Source organism: Microbacterium xylanilyticum (assembly GCF_054654695.1).
The window spans coordinates 2,525,591-2,545,330 of record NZ_BAAIEN010000002.1 but is presented as its reverse complement, the minus strand read 5'-3'; the positions used below and the strand labels follow the sequence as shown (position 1 = coordinate 2,545,330).

Annotated in this window: 16 protein-coding genes, 1 pseudogene and 1 riboswitch; all 17 genes and pseudogenes read left to right on the top strand. The window is 72.9% G+C overall.

Annotated elements, in window-relative coordinates; all coding sequences use genetic code 11:
• Positions 1-26 precede the first annotated feature (26 nt).
• The 17 genes and pseudogenes from pheS (at position 27) to argH (ending at position 19,562) form a co-directional block, all read left to right on the top strand.
• Positions 27-1,085: a phenylalanine--tRNA ligase subunit alpha gene (gene pheS, locus ACYQ1L_RS12820; protein ID WP_460005819.1), complete on the top strand. Its 1,059-nt coding sequence runs from the start codon at positions 27-29 to the stop codon at positions 1,083-1,085.
• Positions 1,085-3,607, top strand: coding sequence for a phenylalanine--tRNA ligase subunit beta (pheT, locus tag ACYQ1L_RS12815; protein WP_460004482.1), 2,523 nt, complete (start codon positions 1,085-1,087; stop codon positions 3,605-3,607). The genes pheS and pheT overlap by 1 nt, the downstream gene beginning before the upstream one ends.
• Before the next feature lie 106 nt (positions 3,608-3,713).
• Positions 3,714-4,412 (top strand): urease subunit gamma, encoded by a 699-nt coding sequence (locus tag ACYQ1L_RS12810; protein ID WP_460004481.1) that lies wholly within the window; start codon positions 3,714-3,716, stop codon positions 4,410-4,412.
• The gene (locus ACYQ1L_RS12805) at positions 4,412-6,112 is read left to right on the top strand and encodes an urease subunit alpha (RefSeq protein WP_460004480.1); all 1,701 of its coding nucleotides are present in this window, start codon (positions 4,412-4,414) and stop codon (positions 6,110-6,112) included. Before ACYQ1L_RS12810 ends, ACYQ1L_RS12805 begins: the two co-directional genes overlap by 1 nt.
• Before the next feature lie 2 nt (positions 6,113-6,114).
• Complete coding sequence (locus tag ACYQ1L_RS12800; protein WP_460004479.1) at positions 6,115-6,816, top strand: urease accessory protein UreF; 702 nt, start codon at positions 6,115-6,117, stop codon at positions 6,814-6,816.
• Positions 6,809-7,567 (top strand): urease accessory protein UreG, encoded by a 759-nt coding sequence (gene ureG / locus ACYQ1L_RS12795; RefSeq protein WP_460004478.1) that lies wholly within the window; start codon positions 6,809-6,811, stop codon positions 7,565-7,567. Before ACYQ1L_RS12800 ends, ureG begins: the two co-directional genes overlap by 8 nt.
• On the top strand, positions 7,564-8,307 hold the full coding sequence (locus ACYQ1L_RS12790) for an urease accessory protein UreD (protein ID WP_460004477.1): 744 nt from the start codon (positions 7,564-7,566) through the stop codon (positions 8,305-8,307). Before ureG ends, ACYQ1L_RS12790 begins: the two co-directional genes overlap by 4 nt.
• A pseudogene (locus tag ACYQ1L_RS12785) lies at positions 8,297-8,926 on the top strand (HoxN/HupN/NixA family nickel/cobalt transporter); the annotation flags it as partial. The gene ACYQ1L_RS12790 and the pseudogene ACYQ1L_RS12785, both read left to right, overlap by 11 nt.
• Before the next feature lie 115 nt (positions 8,927-9,041).
• Complete coding sequence (locus tag ACYQ1L_RS12780) at positions 9,042-9,278, top strand: hypothetical protein (protein ID WP_460004476.1); 237 nt, start codon at positions 9,042-9,044, stop codon at positions 9,276-9,278.
• A gap of 49 nt (positions 9,279-9,327) precedes the next feature.
• Positions 9,328-9,421: riboswitch (TPP riboswitch) on the top strand.
• A complete protein-coding gene (gene thiM / locus ACYQ1L_RS12775) occupies positions 9,412-10,323 on the top strand; it encodes a hydroxyethylthiazole kinase (RefSeq protein ID WP_460004475.1) in 912 nt (303 codons plus the stop codon). It overlaps the preceding riboswitch by 10 nt.
• Complete coding sequence (locus tag ACYQ1L_RS12770; protein WP_460004474.1) at positions 10,320-12,503, top strand: bifunctional hydroxymethylpyrimidine kinase/phosphomethylpyrimidine kinase; 2,184 nt, start codon at positions 10,320-10,322, stop codon at positions 12,501-12,503. Before thiM ends, ACYQ1L_RS12770 begins: the two co-directional genes overlap by 4 nt.
• Before the next feature lie 347 nt (positions 12,504-12,850).
• Positions 12,851-13,924: an N-acetyl-gamma-glutamyl-phosphate reductase gene (argC, locus tag ACYQ1L_RS12765; RefSeq protein ID WP_460004473.1), complete on the top strand. Its 1,074-nt coding sequence runs from the start codon at positions 12,851-12,853 to the stop codon at positions 13,922-13,924.
• Complete coding sequence (gene argJ / locus ACYQ1L_RS12760; protein ID WP_460004472.1) at positions 13,921-15,078, top strand: bifunctional glutamate N-acetyltransferase/amino-acid acetyltransferase ArgJ; 1,158 nt, start codon at positions 13,921-13,923, stop codon at positions 15,076-15,078. The genes argC and argJ overlap by 4 nt, the downstream gene beginning before the upstream one ends.
• Positions 15,075-15,974, top strand: a complete 900-nt coding sequence (argB, locus tag ACYQ1L_RS12755; RefSeq protein WP_460004471.1) for an acetylglutamate kinase — start codon at positions 15,075-15,077, stop codon at positions 15,972-15,974. The genes argJ and argB overlap by 4 nt, the downstream gene beginning before the upstream one ends.
• Positions 15,971-17,206 (top strand): acetylornithine transaminase, encoded by a 1,236-nt coding sequence (locus tag ACYQ1L_RS12750; protein WP_460004470.1) that lies wholly within the window; start codon positions 15,971-15,973, stop codon positions 17,204-17,206. The genes argB and ACYQ1L_RS12750 overlap by 4 nt, the downstream gene beginning before the upstream one ends.
• Positions 17,203-18,144 carry an ornithine carbamoyltransferase gene (argF, locus tag ACYQ1L_RS12745; protein ID WP_460004469.1) on the top strand — a complete coding sequence of 314 codons (942 nt, stop codon included), beginning with the start codon at positions 17,203-17,205 and terminating at the stop codon, positions 18,142-18,144. The genes ACYQ1L_RS12750 and argF overlap by 4 nt, the downstream gene beginning before the upstream one ends.
• Positions 18,141-19,562, top strand: coding sequence for an argininosuccinate lyase (gene argH, locus ACYQ1L_RS12740; RefSeq protein ID WP_460004468.1), 1,422 nt, complete (start codon positions 18,141-18,143; stop codon positions 19,560-19,562). Before argF ends, argH begins: the two co-directional genes overlap by 4 nt.
• Positions 19,563-19,740: the final 178 nt, after the last annotated feature.

Sequence of the window (19,740 nt, the reverse complement as noted above, 5' to 3'; positions counted from 1 at the left end):
GGGGGCTGAGCGCGCCGGTAGACTCGATTCTCGTGTCCGACAACGCACAGACTTCTCCCGAGATCACGCCCGAGGCGGTGGAATCCGCCGTCGCGGCCGCGCTCGCCGCGATCGGCTCCGCGGCCGACACCGCCCAGCTCAAGGCCGCGCGCGCCGCGCACGTGGCCGAGGGATCGCCGCTCGCGGTCCTGAACGCGTCCATGCGCCAGGTCGCGCCCGAGCACAAGGCCGCGTTCGGCAAGCTCATCGGCCAGGGACGCGGTCGCGTCACCCAGGCGCTCGCCGCGAAGGAGGCGGAGCTCGCCGAGGCGGAGACCGCCGCGCGACTCGAGGCGGAGCGAGTCGACATCACCGCGGTCGCCTCGCGCACCCCGGTCGGCGCGCGGCACCCGCTCACCCTGCTGCAGGAGCAGATCAGCGACGTGTTCGTCGGCATGGGCTGGGAGATCGCGGAGGGCCCGGAGCTCGAGCACGAGTGGTTCAACTTCGACGCGCTGAACTTCGACGTCGACCACCCGGCGCGCCAGGAGCAGGACACGTTCTACGTGGATCCGGCCTCGCGCCACCTGGTCATGCGCACGCACACCAGCCCGGTGCAGGTGCGCTCGATGCTCGACCGCGAGGTGCCGATCTACGTGCTGTGCCCGGGACGCGTGTACCGCACCGACGAGTTCGACGCCACGCATCTGCCGGTGTTCACCCAGTTCGAGGGCCTCGTCGTCGACAAGGGCATCTCGATGGCGCACCTCAAGGGCACGCTCGACCACGTCGCGCGCCAGCTCTTCGGCCCGGAGGCGAAGACCCGCTTCCGCACGAACTACTTCCCCTTCACGGAGCCGTCCGCCGAACTCGACCTCTGGCACCCGACCTTCAAGGGCGGTGCGCGCTGGATCGAGTGGGGCGGCTGCGGCATGGTCAACCCGAACGTGCTGCGCGCGGCCGGGATCGACCCCGACGTGTACAGCGGCTTCGCATTCGGCATGGGCGTCGAGCGCGCGCTCATGTTCCGCAGCGACGTGCAGGACATGCGCGACATGGCCGAGGGCGATGTCCGTTTCAGCGAGCAGTTCGGGATGGTGGTGTGATGCGCGTCCCGCTTTCGTGGCTGCGTGAGTACGTGGATGTCGCCGATGCGGTGACGCCGGACGACGTCTTCGCGGCGCTCGTCGCGGTCGGCTTCGAGGAGGAGGAGCTCATCGGCTTCGACATCGCGGGGCCGGTCGTGGTGGGGCAGGTGCTCTCCTTCGAGGAGGAGCCGCAGTCCAACGGCAAGACCATCCGCTGGTGCCAGGTCGACGTCGGCGAGGCGAACGGCGGCGTCCGCGGCATCGTCTGCGGTGCGCACAACTTCGCGGTGGGGGACAAGGTCGTCGTGACCCTGCCCGGCGCCGTGCTGCCGGGGCCGTTCCCGATCGCCGCGCGGAAGACCTACGGACACGTCTCGGACGGCATGATCGCCTCGGCCCGCGAGCTGGGCCTGGGCGACGAGCACAACGGGATCCTGATCCTGTCCGACCTCGGCATCGACGCTCCCGTCGGCGCCGACGCGATCGCGCTCCTCGGCCTCGACGACGTCGCGGTCGACATCAACGTCACGCCCGACCGCGGCTACGCGTTCTCGATCCGCGGCGTCGCCCGCGAGTACGCGCACGCGACGGGTGCGGCCTTCCGCGACCCGGCCGAGCGCGACTTCGCCGAGCTGCAGCCCGGCACCGGCTTCACCGCCGTCGTCGAGGACGCGGCCCCCATCCGCGGCGCGGTGGGCGCGAGCGAGTTCGTCACGCGCGTGGTGCGCGGCGTGGACCCGTCCCGCCCGACGCCGCCGTGGATGGTCGCGCGCCTCACGCTCGCGGGTATGCGCTCGCTCGGCATCCTCATCGACATCACCAACTACGTGATGCTCGAACTCGGCAACCCGATCCACGGCTACGACCTCGACAAGCTCGACGGCGGCATCGTGGTGCGTCGCGCCGTCCCGGGGGAGACCATGGTCACCCTCGACGGACAGAAGCGCACGCTCGACCCCGAGGACCTGCTCATCACCGACGGCTCCGGTCCGATCGGTCTCGCCGGCGTCATGGGCGGCGGCACCACCGAGATGAGCGGCACCACGCGCAACGTACTCATCGAGGCGGCGACGTTCGACCCGATCACGATCGCGCGCACCGCCCGCCGGCACAAGCTGCCCAGCGAGGCGTCCAAGCGCTTCGAGCGCGGCGTGGATCCGCTCATCCCGTTCGCCGCGGCGCGCCGCGTCGCCGACCTGATGGTGGAGCTCGCCGGCGGCACGCTCACCGACGAGGGCGGCGCGCTCTACGCCGAGGTGCTCCTCGAGGGGATCGACCTCCCCGCCGGCTTCGTGCAGGGCCTCATCGGCGTCGACTACACCGACGACGAGGTCACGAGTGCGCTCGAGACCATCGGCGCCGAGGTCACCGCCGTGGACGGCGGCTGGAACGTGATCCGTCCGAGCTGGCGGCCCGACCTCAGCGACAAGTGGACCCTGGCCGAGGAGGTCGCCCGCATCCACGGGCTGGACCGCATCCCGTCCGTGCTGCCCACCCCGCCCTCCGGTCGCGGCCTCACCGAGCTGCAGCAGGGGCGCCGGCGCGTCGCGAACGCGCTCGCGGCGGCGGGTCTCGTGGAGACCCCGTCGTTCCCGTTCACCACGCAGGACCAGAACGACCTGCACGGCTCCGCCTCCGGGGAGAGCCTGCCGGGCGTGCGCCTGGCGAACCCGCTCGACGGGCAGGCTCCGTACCTGCGCCGCTCGCTGATCCCGGGCCTGCTCCAGATCGCGCACCGCAACATCGCGCGCGGGCTGGTGGATCTCGCGATCTTCGAGACCGGCGTGGTGTTCCTGCCCGAGCCGGGCGTCGTCTACGGCACCGACGAGGTCCCGCCGCTCGGGATCCGTCCGTCGGACGAGACGCTCGCCGCGCTGAACGCGTCCATCCCGCCGCAGGCCCGCCACGTGGCGGCGCTGTTCACCGGTCACGTCACGCCCCGCCAGCCGGGCCGCGCGGCCGAGGAGTACGGCCTCAGCGAGGCGCTCGACGCGGTGCGCGTGATCGCCGACGCCGCGGGCGTGGAGATCGACGTGGTGCAGGGCACCCGCGCCGCGCTGCACCCGGGTCGCACCGGCGTGCTGCAGGTGCGCGACGCCTCGACAGGCTCAGCGACCGAGGTCGGCTACGTCGGAGAGCTGCACCCGCAGGTCTCCGCCGACGCGGACCTGCCGGGCCGTGCGGTCGTCCTCGAGCTCGACCTCGACGGCGTCCTCGGCCTGTCCGGGCAGCGTGTGGTCGCGGCGTCGCTGTCGACCTATCCCGCCGCCACCCAGGACGTGTCGCTCGTGCTCGACGCGGGCGTGGCCGCGGCCGACGTCCGCGCCGCCCTGGCCGAGGGCGCCGGTGCGCTGCTGGAATCCGTCCGGCTCGTCGACGACTACCGTGGCGACGGCGTGCCCGCCGGATCCAAGAGCCTCACCTTCGCGCTCCGCTTCCGGGCCGACGACCGCACCCTCACCGCCGCCGAGGCGAGCGAGGCGAAGCTCGCCGGTGTCGCCGTGGCGACCGAGAGGTTCGGGGCGCACATCCGCGACTGATCGCAGCACCCCCAGGGATCCGTAACGCGGCCGAAACACATTCGACCTCGATCGGACACCCCGGGGGGCTTAGAGTCTCGATGTTCCCTGACATCGGAGGCGCTGCATGCACGTGAGTCCGGCCGAGACCGAGAAGCTCCTGCTGGCCGTCGCGGGCATGGTGGCGAGAGACCGCCACGCGCGCGGGGTCCGCCTGAACCACCCGGAGACGGTGGCACTGCTCAGCACGTGGGTGATCGAGCGGGCGCGTGAGGGCGCCCTCGTCGAGGACCTCATGCAGCAGGGGCGCGAGGTCCTGACCGTCGACGACGTGCTGCCCGGGGTCGCCGCGATGCTGCACGACGTGCAGGTCGAGGCCACGTTCCCGGACGGACGCAAGCTCGTGACGGTGCACCATCCGATCCAGGAGGCGCCGGCGAGCGGGGCCGAGGTCGGGCTGGACACGCAGGCCGCGCAGGACGAGGCGCCGGGGGCGTACCGGATCCGCCCGGGATCCATCGAGCTCAATGCGCGCGACACCGCCGACCAGACGCGGACCCTGGTGTTCCTGAACACCGGCGACCGTCCGATCCAGGTCGGCTCGCACGTGCACCTCCCCGACGTCAACACAGCGCTCTCCTTCGACCGCGCGGCGGCCTACGGCTTCCGGCTGGACATTCCGTCCGGCACGTCGCAGCGGTTCGAGCCCGGGGCCTCCCGCGAGCTGCCCGTCGTCTCGATCGCCGGAGCGCGCCGGGTGCCGGGGCTGCAGCGCGGCAACACCGAGCGCGGCGCGCTCGTCGCCGAGACGGGAAGGGGCGCCTGATGCGTCTGGACAGGGAGCGCTACGCGTCGATCTACGGTCCCACCGCCGGCGATCAGGTGCGCCTCGGCGATACGGATCTGTGGATCGAGATCGAGCGGGACCTCACCGCCGGCGGCGAGGAGGCCGTGTTCGGCGGCGGCAAGTCGATCCGCGAGTCCATGGCGCAGTCGGCCGCGACCAGGGCCGAGGGCGCGCTGGACACCGTGATCACGAACGCGATCGTGCTCGACTGGTGGGGCGTCGTGCGCGCCGACGTCGGGCTGCGCGACGGCCGGATCGTCGCCCTGGGACGCGCGGGCAACCCGGACATCGCCGACGGCGTGCACCCGCAACTGGTGATCGGTCCGTCCACCGACGTGATCTCCGGTGAGGGCCGGATCCTCACCGCCGGCGGGATCGATTCGCACGTGCACCTGCTCTCGCCGTCGCAGATCCACGAAGCGCTGGCGGCGGGGATCACCACGATCGTCGGCGGCGGCACCGGCCCCTCCGAGGGCTCCAAGGCGACAACCGTGACCCCCGGTGCCTGGCACCTCGAGGCGATGCATCGTGCGCTGGACCGCTTCCCGGTCAACGTGCTGCTGCTCGGCAAGGGCAGCACGATCTCGCAGGACGCACTGCGCGAGCAGGCGCTCGCCGGGGCCGCCGGCTACAAGATCCACGAGGACTGGGGTGCGACGCCGGCAGCGATCGATGCGGCGCTGACGGCCGCGGAGGAGTGGGGCCTGCAGGTGGCGCTGCACTCCGACTCGCTCAACGAGACCGGCTACGTGCAGTCGACCGTCGACGCGATCGGCGGGCGCGGCATCCACGCGTTCCACGTCGAGGGCGCGGGCGGCGGCCACGCCCCGGACATCCTCGCGATCGCGTCGCTGCCCAACGTCATCCCCGGCTCGACGAACCCCACGCTGCCGCACACCGTGAACACCGTGGCCGAGCATCTCGACATGCTGATGGTCTGCCACCACCTCAACCCGGCCGTGCCCGAGGATCTGGCTTTCGCGGAGTCCCGGATCCGGGCCACCACGATCGCCGCCGAGGACATCCTGCACGACATGGGCGCGCTGTCGGTGACCTCCTCCGACGCCCAGGCGATGGGCCGGATCGGCGAGGTGATCACCCGCACCTGGCAGGTCGCGCACGTCATGAAGCACCGTCGCGGCCGGCTCAGCGAGGACCTGCCGGCCGACAACGAGCGCGCCAGGCGGTACGTCGCCAAGTACACGATCAACCCGGCGATCGGCCACGGGATCGATCATGAGGTCGGATCCGTCGAGCCCGGCAAGCTCGCCGACCTGGTGCTCTGGGATCCGCGGTTCTTCGGCGTGCGCCCGGAGGTCGTGATCAAGGGCGGCGGACTGGTCTGGGGCGCGCTCGGCGACCCGAACGCGTCGATCCCCACGCCGCAGCCGGTGCTGATGCGCCCGGCGTTCCTCGATGCGATCGGCGCCGACCTGTCGCTGACGTTCGTCTCACCCGCCGCGCTCGCCGACGGCCTCGCGGAGCGGCTCGGCCTGCGCCGCCGACTCGCGGCCGTGCGCAGCACGCGAGCCGTCACGAAGACCGACCTGAAGAACAACGACGCCCTGCCGCGCATCGACATCCGCCCCGACACGTTCGCGATCTCGATCGACGGCGAGAACGTGATCCCGGCCCCTGCGGATCGGCTGCCGCTCGCCCAGCTGTACACGATGTTCTGACCATGACCGCTCCGGCACTCACCTCGACGCCGCCCGCGTCGCTGACCGTGGCGATGCTGCTCGCCGACGGCCGACTGCCGTCCGGCGGGCACGCGCACTCGGCCGGTCTCGAGCCCGCGCTCCTGGCGGGCATGCCGGCGGCCGACGTGCCGGCGTACCTGGTCGGGCGCGCGCGGACCACGAGCCTCGTCGAAGCCGGCACCGCGGTCGTCGCGCGGCACCGGCTGCGCGCAGCGCCGTCGCCGGCGGCGCTCGACGACGTCGTCGCCCACTGGGCGGCGCGCACGCCGAGCGGCGCGCAGCGCGAGGCGTCTCGGCTTCTCGGGCGCGGCGTCCTCCGTCTGGCCGACCGGCTGTGGCCCGACGCCGAGGCGGTGCGGGCCTGCGCCGCGCTGGCGGCGCCGCCGCGGCCGGTCGTCATCGGCGCGATCGCCGCCGTGACGGACATGGATCCCGCCGACCTGGTCCGCGTCATCGTCTACGAGGACGCGCAGACCGCCGCCGCCGCCCTGCTGAAACTCGCCCCCGCTGATCCGGCCGTGCCCGTCGGCTGGGTCCTCGCCGCGTGCGCCGCCGTCGGCGAGCTCGTCGACGAGATCGCCGCACTGACCGATCCCGCCGGCATCCCCGCCGGCAGCGCCCCTCACGCCGAGGGGTGGGCCGAAGCCCATGCCCTCATGAACCGGAGGTTGTTCCGTGCCTGATTCCCCCTCTCCCCGCGCCCTCCGCCTCGGCATCGCCGGTCCCGTCGGCGTCGGCAAGTCGACGCTCATCGCGACGGCCTGCCGTGCCCTCGCCGGCGAGATCGCGCTCGGCGTGATCACAAACGACATCTACACCGACGAGGACGCCCGCTTCCTCCGCTCCGCCGGCGTGCTGGATCCGGATCGGATCCGCGCCGTGGAGACGGGTGCCTGCCCGCACACGGCGATCCGCGACGACGTGACCGCGAACCTGCTCGCGGTCGAGGACGTCGAGCGCGACTTCGCCCCCCTCGACGTCGTGATCATCGAGTCCGGTGGCGACAACCTGACGGCGACCTTCTCGCCGGCGCTCGTGGACGCGCAGATCTTCGTGCTCGACGTCGCCGGGGGCGGCGACGTCGCGCGCAAGGGCGGACCGGGGATCGCGCGCGCCGACCTGCTCGTGGTGAACAAGACCGATCTCGCCCCCTACGTCGGCGTCGATGTGGCGCAGATGGTGCAGGACGCCTCGAATGCCCGGGACGGGCGGGAGGTGCTCGCCCTCTCGCGCACCGACCCGGACTCCGTGGCTCGTCTGAAGAGCTGGATCCTGGAGATGCTCGCCGCCCATCGCTCCGGCGCGCACCAGCCGCAGGATCCGGGTCCGATGGCACCGCACTTCCACGCGGACGACAGCGAGGCCGGCGGCTACGTGCACAGCCACGACGACGGCGGCGCCGAGCACGTCCACGCGCACGCGGAATCGCGGTGACGGATCCCGCCGGCCCATCGACCACGGTCGTCCAGGTCGCGGCGGGCGCCGATCGCGCGCGCGTGGTGCTGCGCTCCGGCGCGATCGCCGCGCGCATCTTGGAACGGCGGCCGCGATACGCCCGCGTCGGGCTGATCGCGGCAGGGGCGCTCCTGCTCGGCGGCGATGCCATCGATCTGCGGATCTCGGTCGGCGCGGGCTGCACGCTCGAGCTGGAGGACATCGGCGGCACCGTCGCCTACGACGGCCACGGCGAACGCGCTTCGTGGTCATCGCGCATCGAGGTCGGCGCCCGCGGGATCTGCACCTGGCACGGTCTGCCGTTCGTCGTCGCGGACGGCGCCGATGTCGACCGCAGCACGGAAGCGGAACTCGGTGAGGGGGCCGCGCTGCTGCTGCGCGAGACGCTCGTCCTGGGGCGGGCGGGGGAGCACGGCGGCGCCATCCGAGCGCGCACGCGGATCGCGATCGACGGCAGCCCCGCCCTGATCGAGCAGCTGGACCTGGCGGGCGCGGAGCCGATCCCCGGTGTCCTCGGATCCGATCGCGTGCTGGACAGCGTGGTGCTCATCGGCCGCGACCCCGAGGGCGACGAGAGCGCGTGGCGCACGGGCGGGACGGCCGTCCTCCACCCCGAGCGCGGGGGGATCGTCGTCCGGGCGATCGTGGACGCCGCGCATCTCGGCGATCTCGCCCCCGGTTGGGGCGCGCTGCGGGAGGAGCTGCTCCGTGAGACGTAGCGCCGCCGTGTACATCGTGGGCGCGCTGCACCTGCTCGGATGGGGCGGGCTGCTGCTGTCCGCGCCGTCGCCGCTCATCGCCGGGCTGGGCGTCACCGCGTACCTGCTCGGGCTCAGGCACGCCTTCGACGCCGACCACATCGCCGCGATCGACAACACGACGCGGCAGCTGCTGGCGCGGAACCGCCCGGCACAGGGCGTCGGACTGTGGTTCTCCCTCGGTCACGCGACGGTCGTCTCGGTGCTGTGCGTGCTGCTGGCGCTGGGGGCGGGCGCGCTCACGACGAGCCTGGAGGATCCGGATTCGCCGCTGCAGGTCTGGACGGGCGTCATCGGGCCGGTCGTGTCGGGCGTCTTCCTTCTCGCCATCGCTGTGGCGAACCTCCTCGCGCTGCGCCATCGTCGCCGGGCGAGGGGCGGGCATCGGCACGGCGGACCGGCGTGGGTGCTCTTGGGCCGGCTCGGCGATGCGATCGACCGGCCGTCGCGGATGTACGTGGTGGGGCTGCTGTTCGGGCTGGGCTTCGACACGGCCACGGAGATCGGCCTGCTCGCTCTCGCCGGCACCGCCGCTTCGCGCGCCACGCCGTGGTGGGCGATCCTGCTCCTGGCGGCGCTGTTCGCCGCGGGCATGTCGCTGCTGGACTCCGCGCAGGGCGCGATGTCGCGGCGCGTACTCCTGGCGCTCCACGGAGTCCGGGGCGGGGCGCGAGAGCGCCGGGCGGCGCTACGACGTGCTGGTCACGGGGGTGTCGATCGTCGTGGCGCTCGTGATCGGTGTCGCCGAGCTCGCGGGCGTCGCGGTGCGCAGCCTGCCGCAGCAGGGCCTCGCGCGAGCCGTCGCCGACCTGGACCTGAACGCGCTCGGTGTGATCCTCACCGCCGTGCTGATCGCGTGCTGGGCGGCCGCCGCGCTCTGGTCCGGCGTGCTCCGCGGCCGTCCGCCCATGCGGCGGTCCTCGCTCGACTGAGCCCGGCCGCGGGCCGGGCGGCGCGGTCGCCCTCCTGGTTAGACTGGCCGGCAGTGACACGGGGTGCCGCATCCGCGGCTGAGATCACACCCGTCGAACCTGATCTAGGTCGTACTAGCGAAGGGATGTCGCGATGAACGCGCGTCTGGAATCGTCGTCCGAATCCGTGGCGGAGTCCGCTGCGGAGCTTCTCGAGGAGCTGCGCGCCACACCGCCGCTCGTGCAGTGCATCACGAACGCGGTGGTGACGGGCTTCACCGCGAACGTCCTGCTCGCGCTCGGCGCGGCGCCCGCCATGGTGGACATCACCGGCGAGGCCGGCATGTTCGCGGGCATCGCCTCGGGGCTCCTGGTGAACCTCGGCACGCCCACGCCAGAGCAGCGCGCGGCGAGCCTCGAAGCCGTCGGGGGAGCGCGCACGGCGGGCACGCCGTGGGTGCTCGACCCCGTCGCCGTCGGGGCTCTGCCCGTGCGCACCGCGCTGGCGCAGGACCTGCTCGCGCTGCGTCCGACCGTCATCCGCGGCAACGCCTCGGAGATCCTCGCCCTCGCGGGCCGCTCGGCGGGAGGCCGCGGGGTCGATGCGCTGGACGGCACGGAGGAGGCGGCCGGCGCAGCCCGGGAGCTCGCCCGGACGACCGGGGGAGCGGTCGCGGTCTCCGGTCCTGTGGACCTCCTCGTCGACGCCGGCACCGAGATCCGCGTCGCCCACGGCGATGCGCTGCTCACCCGCGTCACGGGAGGAGGGTGCGCGCTGGGTGCCGTGATCGCGGCATTCCTCGGCGCCGCCCGCCGCACGGGCGACCGCCCGCTGGTCGCGTCCGCCGCAGCGACCCTCGTCTACACGCTCGCCGCGGAGGACGCGGCAGCGCGGGCCGCGGGTCCCGGATCCTTCGCGGTAGAGCTGCTCGATGCGCTCGCCGCGCTCGAGCCGGGTCGCATCGCCGCGCGCGCCCGCGTCACCGTGCGTCCCGTCCCGGAGGGCCCCGTCGGAGCGGACCCGGTTCCGTCGCATCCCGTCTCGGCTGCGGAGGCCGTGGCATGACGCTCGCCGACGTGGTCTCCGTCGACAGCGGCGTCACGCCCTCCCGCACGTCTGCCGGACGGCCGCGGCTGACGACGGACGACCTCGCCCTGTACCTCGTCACGGATGCGCGGCTGAGCGGTCCGCGGGGTGTCGCGGCGGTCGTGGATGCTGCGGTGTCCGGCGGCGTCCGGATGGTGCAGCTGCGCGACAAGGACGCCGACGATGCGTCCACCGTGGCGCAGCTCGTGGAGCTGTCCGCGGTCATCGCCGGACGGGCGCTCCTGGTGGTCGACGACCGGCTGGATGCGGTCGTCGAGGCGCGCCGCCGCGGCGCCCGCGTCGACGGCGTCCACCTCGGTCAGTCCGACGCCTCGCCCCTGGTGGCGCGGGCGCTGCTCGGCCCCGACGCGATCGTGGGCCTCACCGCGAACCGCCCGGAGCACCTCGACGCCGTGCGTGCGCTCCCGCCCGGCACCGTGGACTACCTCGGCGTGGGCGTGATCCGCCCGACCACCACCAAGGCCGACCACCCCGCACCGCTGGGCGTGTCCGGGTTCGCGGCGTTCGCGGCGCAGAGCCCGCTGCCGTGCGTCGCGATCGGCGGGATCTCCGCCGAGGACGCGGCCGCGCTCCGCGCCGCCGGCGCCGCGGGCGTCGCCGTGGTGTCCGCATTGTGCGCGGCGCCGGACCCGCAGGCCGCGGCGCGCACCTTCCTGCGCGCCTGGGGCGCGGGCGGGGTGCCGCGGGTGCTCTCGATCGCCGGCAGCGACCCCTCCGGCGGCGCCGGGATCCAGGCCGATCTCAAGGCCATCGCCGCGAACGGCGGCTACGGCATGGCCGCGATCACGGCCCTGACCGCGCAGAACACCCGCGGCGTCACCGGCGTGCACGTGCCGCCGACGGAGTTCCTGCGCGCCCAGCTGGACGCGATCACCGCGGATGTGCGCGTGGACGCGGTCAAGATCGGGATGCTCGCCGGCGCGGAGGTGATCGCCGAGGTCGGCTCCTGGCTGCGCGCGCACCGCCCGCCCACCGTCGTTCTCGATCCCGTCATGGTCGCGACGAGTGGGGACCGCCTGCTGGACGCCGACGCGGAGCAGGCGCTGCGGGCGCTGCTCCCGCTCGCCGATCTGCTCACTCCGAACCTTCCGGAGCTCGCCGCGCTCCTCGGCGAGCCCACGGCGACGGACTGGCACGGTGCGCTCGACCAGGCGCAGCGGCTCTCCGCGGCGACCGGGGCGCTCGTGCTCGCCAAGGGCGGGCATCTCGGCGGCGAGGAGGCGCCGGACGCGCTCGTCGATGGATCCGGCGTCGTGCGCAGCTTCCCCGGCGCGCGCATCCCGACCACCGCCACCCACGGCACGGGGTGCTCGCTGTCCGCCGCCCTGGCCACGCGCCGCGCCGCGGATGAGAGCTGGCACGACGCCGTCGCCGAGGCCCGGGCATGGCTGCGGGAGTCGATCGCCGCCGGCGACGCACTGCAGGTCGGCTCCGGCCAGGGCCCGGTGCACCACTTCGCCGGGATGTGGGCCCGCGGCGGGCTCCGCACGGCGCCCGAGCCGGAGGCCGTCGTCCGCGACTGGTGGGAGGCGATCGCCCCGGTGCGGCGGGCGATCGACGAGCTGCCGTTCCTGCGCCGGCTCGCCGACGGCTCGCTGTCCGAGGACGCCTTCCGGTGGTACCTGGCGCAGGACGCGCTCTACCTGCACGAGTACGCACGGACCCTCGCCGAGGCGTCGCGGCTCGCGCCGACGGCCGCCGAGCAGGCGTTCTGGGCGCGTTCCGCGCAGCAGTGCATCGTCGTCGAGCTGCAACTGCACGAGCATCGGCTCGCGACGAGCGCGACGGCCGCGTCGCCGGACCCGGCACCGGCCACCGTCGCCTACCTCGACCACCTGCGCGGCGCGGCGTTCGACGGCGACTACGGGGTGCTCATCGCGGCGCTGCTGCCGTGCTACTGGATCTACGCCGACGTGGGCGCGCGGCTGCACGCGGCCGCCGGCGGGGATCCGTCGCATCCGTTCGCGCGGTGGATCGAGGAGTACGCCGATCCCGGCTTCGCCGCGGCCGCCGAGGAGGCGCTCCGCGTCGTCTCCGCCCACGCTGCGGGGACGGATCCGTCGACGAGGGAGCGGATGCGCGTCGCCTTCATGCGCTCCGCGGAGCACGAGCGGGCTTTCTTCGCCGCCGCCCTCTGAGCGAGCGCGCCCCTCTGGCCCCTGAGCGAGCGCAGCGAGACGAAGGACCCCCGCGCCCTTCGTCTCGGCTTCGGCTCGCTCAGGGGCCGGCCCGGCCCTCGATTTGGCCGAGGACGCCACCCCGCGATATCGTCGCGGCATGCTTACGGCTCCGCTCGCGACCACCCGCCAGGGTGCTGTCGTGGTGCGTCGACGCCGTTCGGGCGACCGCCGACTCTAGGCGACCCCGCGCTCCCGCGTCGCACGCGGTCGAGTGCCGGTGTCGCCGCCTCCGGCCCCGCATCGCACTCCTGCCGCGCGCCGTCTTCAAGCGCGTCACCGGCAGACCCGACCGTTAAGGTGGAAGCATGACGTATTCCGTCGCCGTCTCCGGCGCATCCGGTTATGCGGGCGGCGAGATCCTTCGCCTGCTCGCGAACCATCCCGACATCGAGATCCGCACCGTCACCGCGCACTCGAACGCCGGACAGAAGCTCTCCGAGCACCAGCCTCATCTGCGCTCCCTGGCGCACCTCACCCTGCAGGAGACGACCCCCGAGATCCTCGCCGGTCACGACATCGTCTTCCTCGCCCTCCCGCACGGGCAGTCCGGTCAGTACACCGACGCGCTCGGCGACGTCCCGCTCGTCATCGACGCCGGTGCCGACCACCGGCTCACCTCGCAGGCCGCGTGGGACGCCTTCTACGGCGGCGCGTTCCACGCGCCGTGGGCCTACGGGGTGCCGGAGCTTCTCGTGGACGGCGCCAAGCAGCGCGAGAGCCTCCGCGGCGCCACCCGCATCGCAGCCCCCGGCTGCAACGCGTCGACGGTGAGCCTGAGCCTCGCCCCCGGTGTCGCGGCCGGCGTGATCGACCCGTCCGACATCGTGACGGTGCTCGCCGTCGGGCCCTCGGGCGCGGGCAAGAGCCTCAAGCCGCACCTGCTGGGCAGCGAGATCCTCGGATCCGCCAACCCGTACGCCGTGGGCGGCACGCATCGGCACATCCCGGAGATCCGACAGGCCCTCGCGGCCGCGTCGGGCCCTTCGGCAAGCTCAGGGACCGTGGAGGCGGACGGGATCCGGATCTCCTTCACCCCGGTCATCGTGCCGATGGCGCGCGGCATCCTCGCCACCTCGACCGCGCCGATCGCGCCGGGCGTCAGCGACGCGCAGATCCGGCAGGCGTGGGAGAGCGCGTACGGCGACGAGACCTTCGTGCAGCTGCTGCCGGAGGGATCCGTGCCGCGCACCGCCGACGTGCTCGGCGCCAACACCGCCCTGATGGGACTCGCGATCGACCGCGCCGCGAACCGCGTCGTCGTGGTGACCGCCGTCGACAACCTCGTAAAGGGCACCGCGGGAGCGGCCATCCAGTCCATGAACATCGCGCTCGGTCTCGCCGAGACCACGGCGCTCAGCATCAACGGAGTCGCCCCATGAGCGTGACCGCACCCCAGGGATTCGAAGCGGCCGGCGTCGCCGCGGGCCTCAAGTCCACCGGAAAGCCCGACGTCGCCGTGGTGGTGAACCGCGGTCCGCGCAAGGTGGGCACCGCGGTGTTCACCAGCAACCGGGCCAAGGCGAACCCGATCATCTGGTCGCAGGAGGTCGTCAAGGACGGCTTCGTCGAGGCCGTCGTGCTGAACTCCGGCGGAGCGAACTGCTTCACCGGCGCGTTCGGCTTCCAGACCAGCCACCTCACGGCGGAGCGCGCGGCCGAGCTGCTCGGTGTCAGCGCCGGCGACGTGGTGATCTGCTCGACCGGGCTCATCGGCAGCGGCGACGAGGTCTTCCGCAGCAAGGTGCTCGCGGGGGTGGAGGCCGGTGTGGCGCAGCTGAGCGCCGACGGCGGCCAGTCCGCGGCCGAGGCGATCATGACCACCGACACGGTCGCCAAGACGGCGGTCGTCAGCCGCGACGGCTGGACGATCGGCGGCATGGCCAAGGGCGCGGGCATGCTCGCACCAGGGCTGGCGACGATGCTGGTCGTGCTCACGACCGACGCCGACCTCGACGCCCCGGAGGCGCACGCCCTGCTGAAGGGGGCGACCGGCACGACCTTCGATCGGCTCGACTCCGACGGCTGCATGTCGACGAACGACCAGGTCACGCTGCTGGCCAACGGCGCGAGCGGGATCCGCCCGGATCCCGACACGTTCGCCGCCGCGCTGCGCGAGGTCTGCGACGACCTGGCCCGCCAGCTCCAGGACGACGCCGAGGGCGCCAGCCACGCCATCTCGATCGAGGTGGTGCACGCGCAGAGCGATCAGGACGCCGTCGAGGTCGGCCGCTCCGTCGCACGCAACAACCTGTTCAAGGCGGCTGTCTTCGGGAACGACCCGAACTGGGGCCGCGTGCTCGCCGCGATCGGCACCACCCAGGCCGCGTTCGACCCGTACGACGTCGACGTGTGGATGAACGGCGTCCGCGTGTGCACCGCCGGCGGCCCCGACCGTCCCCGCGAGGAGGTCGACCTGACCCCCCGCGCCACCCACGTGCTGATCGATCTCAAGGTCGGCGACGCCACGGCCACGATCCGCACCAACGACCTGACCCACGACTACGTGCACGAGAACAGCGCCTATTCCTCATGAGCGACCTTCAGGACACCGCCCCGGAGGAGGCTGCGCTCAAGGCGCAGACCCTCATCGAATCCCTGCCCTGGCTGAAGAAGTTCCGTGACCAGATCGTCGTCGTGAAGTACGGCGGCAACGCCATGATCTCGGACGAGCTGCAGGAGGCCTTCGCGCAGGACATCGCCTACCTGCGCTATGTCGGCGTCCAGCCCGTCGTCGTGCACGGCGGCGGTCCGCAGATCTCGAACATGCTCGACCGCCTCGCGATCCCGAGCGAGTTCAAGGGCGGCTACCGCGTCACCTCCACCGAGGCGATCAGCGTGGTGCGGATGGTGCTCACCGGGCACATCAACCCGCAGCTCGTCGCGAAGATCAACAGCCACGGACCGATCGCCACCGGGCTCAGCGGCGAGGACGCGGGCCTGTTCGGCGGCCGCCGCCGCGGCATCGTCGTCGACGGCGAGGAGGTGGATCTGGGGCGCGTCGGCGATGTGGTCCAGGTCGACCCGACCCCCGTGCTCGATCACCTCGCCGCGGGCCGGATCCCCGTCGTGTCGAGCATCGCGCCGGACCTCGACCACCCCGGCCAGTCGCTCAACGTGAACGCGGACGCCGCGGCCGCGGCGCTGGCGACGGCGCTGGGCGCGGTCAAGCTCGTGATCCTCACCGACGTCGCGGGCCTGTACGCCGACTGGCCGAACCGCGACTCGCTCGTCTCGCACCTCACCACCGGCGAGCTGCGGCAGCTGCTGCCATCCCTCGAGTCGGGCATGATCCCGAAGATGACCGCGTGCCTGGAGGCCGTGGAATCGGGCGTGCACGCGGCAGCCATCATCGACGGACGGGTGCCGCACTCGGTGCTCGTCGAACTTTTCACCAGCAAGGGAATCGGAACGGAGGTGGTGGCGGGATGACGTCGCCCCACGACACGTCAGCGGCTGCGCAGACCTGGCAGCTGAGCGCCGACCGCGACCTGATCTTGAACGCGGGCCCGCGCTTCGAGCTGCTCGTCCGCGGCGAGGGATCGCACCTGTGGGACGGCGAGGGGCGACGCTACCTCGACTTCCTCGCGGGCATCGCCGTCACCGCGCTCGGTCATGCTCACCCGGTGTTCGTCGAGGCCGTGACCCGCCAGGCCGGCACGCTCGCGCACGTCTCGAACTACTTCGCCACCCCGCCCCAGCTGGAGCTGGCTGCGCGCCTGAAGCGCCTCGCCGGCACGGGCGAGCCGGGCCGGGTCTTCTTCGGCAACTCCGGCACCGAGGCCAACGAGGCCGCGTTCAAGCTCGCCCGCCTGCACGGCGGAACCGAGCGCCCGCGGATCCTGTCGCTCGACAACGCGTTCCACGGCCGCACGATCGGCGCACTGGCGCTGACCGCGAAGGCGTCGATGCGCGACCCGTTCCAGCCGCTGCCCGGCGGCGTGGAGCACATCCCTGCGACCATCGAGGCGCTCGAGGCGGCGATGGACGACCGCGTCGCGGCCCTGTTCGTCGAGCCCATCCAGGGCGAGGCCGGCGTGCTCGAGCTGCCGGAGGGCTACCTCCGTGCGGCCCGGGAGCTCACCACGAAGCACGGTGCGCTGCTCATCGTGGACGAGATCCAGACCGGCGCCGGCCGCACCGGCGACTGGTTCGCGTTCCAGCACGACGGGATCCTGCCCGACGCGATCACCCTGGCCAAGGGCATCGGCGGCGGCTTCCCGATCGGCGCGCTCGTCGCGTTCGGCGAGGCGGCGGCGCTGCTGCAGCCGGGCTCGCACGGCTCCACGTTCGGCGGCAACCCGCTCGCCACCGCCGTGAGCAACGCCGTGCTCGAGGAGATCGAGCACGCGGGTCTCGTGCAGAACGCGCGCGAGCGCGGCGCTCAGGTGCGCGCGGCGATCGAGGGGATCGGCTCCCCGCTGGTCACCGGCGTGCGCGGACGCGGACTGCTCATCGGCGTCGCCCTCGCCGCCCCGGTCGCGGGCGACGTGGTCGCCGCGGCGCAGCGCCTCGGCCTCATCGTGAACGCCGCCAACCCGTCCTCGGTGCGCATCGCGCCCGCGCTCACCATCGGCGATGCCGAGATCGCCGAGTTCACCGACCTGTTCACCGCCGCCCTCGCCGAGGTCGCGGCCACCGCTCTCACGGAGACCACGGCATGACCCGCCACCTGCTGCGCGACGACGATCTGACCACCGCCGAGCAGACCGAGATCCTCGATCTCGCGCTCGAGCTCAAGAAGGACCGCTGGGCCGACAAGACCCTCGCGGGCCCGCAGACCGTCGCGGTGATCTTCGACAAGTCCTCGACCCGCACCCGCGTCTCGTTCGCGGTCGGGATCGCGGATCTGGGCGGATCCCCGCTGATCATCTCGACGGCGAACAGCCAGCTCGGCGGCAAGGAGACACCGGCCGACACCGCCCGGGTGCTGGAGCGCCAGGTCGCCGCCATCGTGTGGCGCACCTACGCGCAGCAGGGCCTGGAGGAGATGGCCGCGGGCACGCGCGTGCCGGTCATCAACGCGCTGTCCGACGACTTCCACCCCTGCCAGCTGCTCGCCGATCTGCTCACGATCCGCGAGCACAAGGGCGACCTGCAGGGCCTCACGCTCTCGTTCTTCGGCGACGGGCGCAGCAACATGGCGCACTCCTACGTGCTGGCCGGCGTCACCGCGGGCATGCACGTGCGGGTGGCGTCGCCCGAGGCCTACGCGCCGCGCGCCGACGTCGTCGCCGACGTGCATCGGCGCGCCGCCGAGACCGGAGGCTCGCTGACGCTCCTCACGGATCCGGACGAGGCCGCACGCGGGGCCGACGTGATCGTCACCGACACCTGGGTGTCGATGGGCAAGGAGGAGGAGAAGGCCCAGCGCCTGCGCGATCTCGGCGGCTACAAGGTGACCGCCGCGACCATGGCGCTCGCGGATCCGGAGGCGATCTTCATCCACTGCCTGCCGGCCGATCGCGGCTACGAGGTCGACTCCGAGGTCATCGACGGCCCGCAGAGCGTCGTCTGGGACGAGGCGGAGAACCGCCTGCACGCCCAGAAGGCGCTGCTCGTGTGGCTCATCGGCAAGTCGTCGAGCGAGGGAGCGAAGTGAGCGCGCACGGCACGAACCAGGGCGCGCTCTGGGGCGGCCGCTTCGCCGGCGGACCCAGTCCGGAGCTCGCCGAGCTCAGCCGCTCGACCCACTTCGACTGGATCCTCGCCCCGTACGACATCGCGGGATCGCATGCGCACGCCACGGCCCTCGAGGCCGCCGGGTACCTGGAGGCCGACGAGGCCGTGCGCATGCACGCCGGTCTCGACGCTCTCGCCGCCCGCATCGCCGACGGCACGCTGCTCCCGGAGCCGGGGGACGAGGACGTGCACGGCGCACTCGAAGCCGCCCTGATCGCGGAGGTCGGCCCAGATCTGGGCGGACGGCTCCGTGCGGGCCGGAGCCGCAACGATCAGATCGCGACGCTCGTGCGGATGTACCTGATCGACCACGCTCGGGTCATCGCCCGCGAGGTGCTCGGTCTCATCGACGCGCTCGTCGCGCAGGCTCAGGCGCACGAGAGTGCGATCCTGCCGGGGCGCACGCACCTGCAGCACGCGCAGCCGGTGCTGCTCGCGCACCACCTGCAGGCGCACGCGTGGCCGCTCGTGCGGGACCTCGAGCGCCTGGTCGACTGGCGCGCCCGCGCCGGCGTCTCGCCGTACGGCGGGGGAGCGCTGGCCGGATCCACCCTGGGACTCGATCCCGCTCTCGTCGCCCGCGAGCTCGGCCTCGACCGCCCGGCGGAGAACTCGCTCGACGGGACCGCGTCTCGCGACGTCGTCGCCGAGTTCGCGTTCATCGCCGCGACGATCGGCGTGAACCTGTCCCGCCTGTCCGAGGAGATCATCCTCTGGAACACCCGGGAGTTCGGCTTCGTCACGCTCGACGACGGCTACTCGACCGGCTCGAGCATCATGCCGCAGAAGAAGAATCCCGACATCGCCGAACTCGCACGCGGCAAGTCCGGGCGCCTCATCGGCAACCTCTCGGGTCTCCTGGCGACGCTCAAGGGCCTGCCGCTCGCCTACAACCGGGATCTGCAGGAGGACAAGGAGCCGGTGTTCGACTCCGTCCGGACCCTGGAGCTCGTGCTTCCGGCGTTCACGGGAATGGTCGCGACGCTGCGCTTCGACACGGAGCGGATGGCCGAGCTCGCGCCGCAGGGCTTCTCCCTCGCGACCGACGTCGCCGAGTGGCTGGTGAAGAACCGCGTGCCGTTCCGCGAGGCGCACGAGATCTCCGGATCCCTGGTCCGCGCATGCGAGCAGCGGGGCATCGGTCTCGAGGACGCCGACGACGCTCTTCTCGCTGAGGTGTCCGAGCACCTGACGCCGGCCGTGCGCGAGGTGCTCACGATCGAGGGATCGGTCGCGAGTCGTGACGGCATCGGCGGCACGGCGCCGGTGCGCGTCGCGGAGCAGCGCACCGAACTGGTCGCTCGTGCGCAGGCCGCGGTGCACGCCCTCGGGCTGTGATCGATGCGTCCCCTGGATGCCTCTCAGCGCCCCGAATCCCCCTCCCGGCTGTCGCCGCGGAGGGGGATTCCGCGTTCACCAGGCGTTTCGTCCGAAGGCGGCCCGATCACGGGCCGCGCGACACGCCCGGGATGCGGCCCCGATTTGCCGGGACCCGGGGATCCGCGTAAGTTATTAC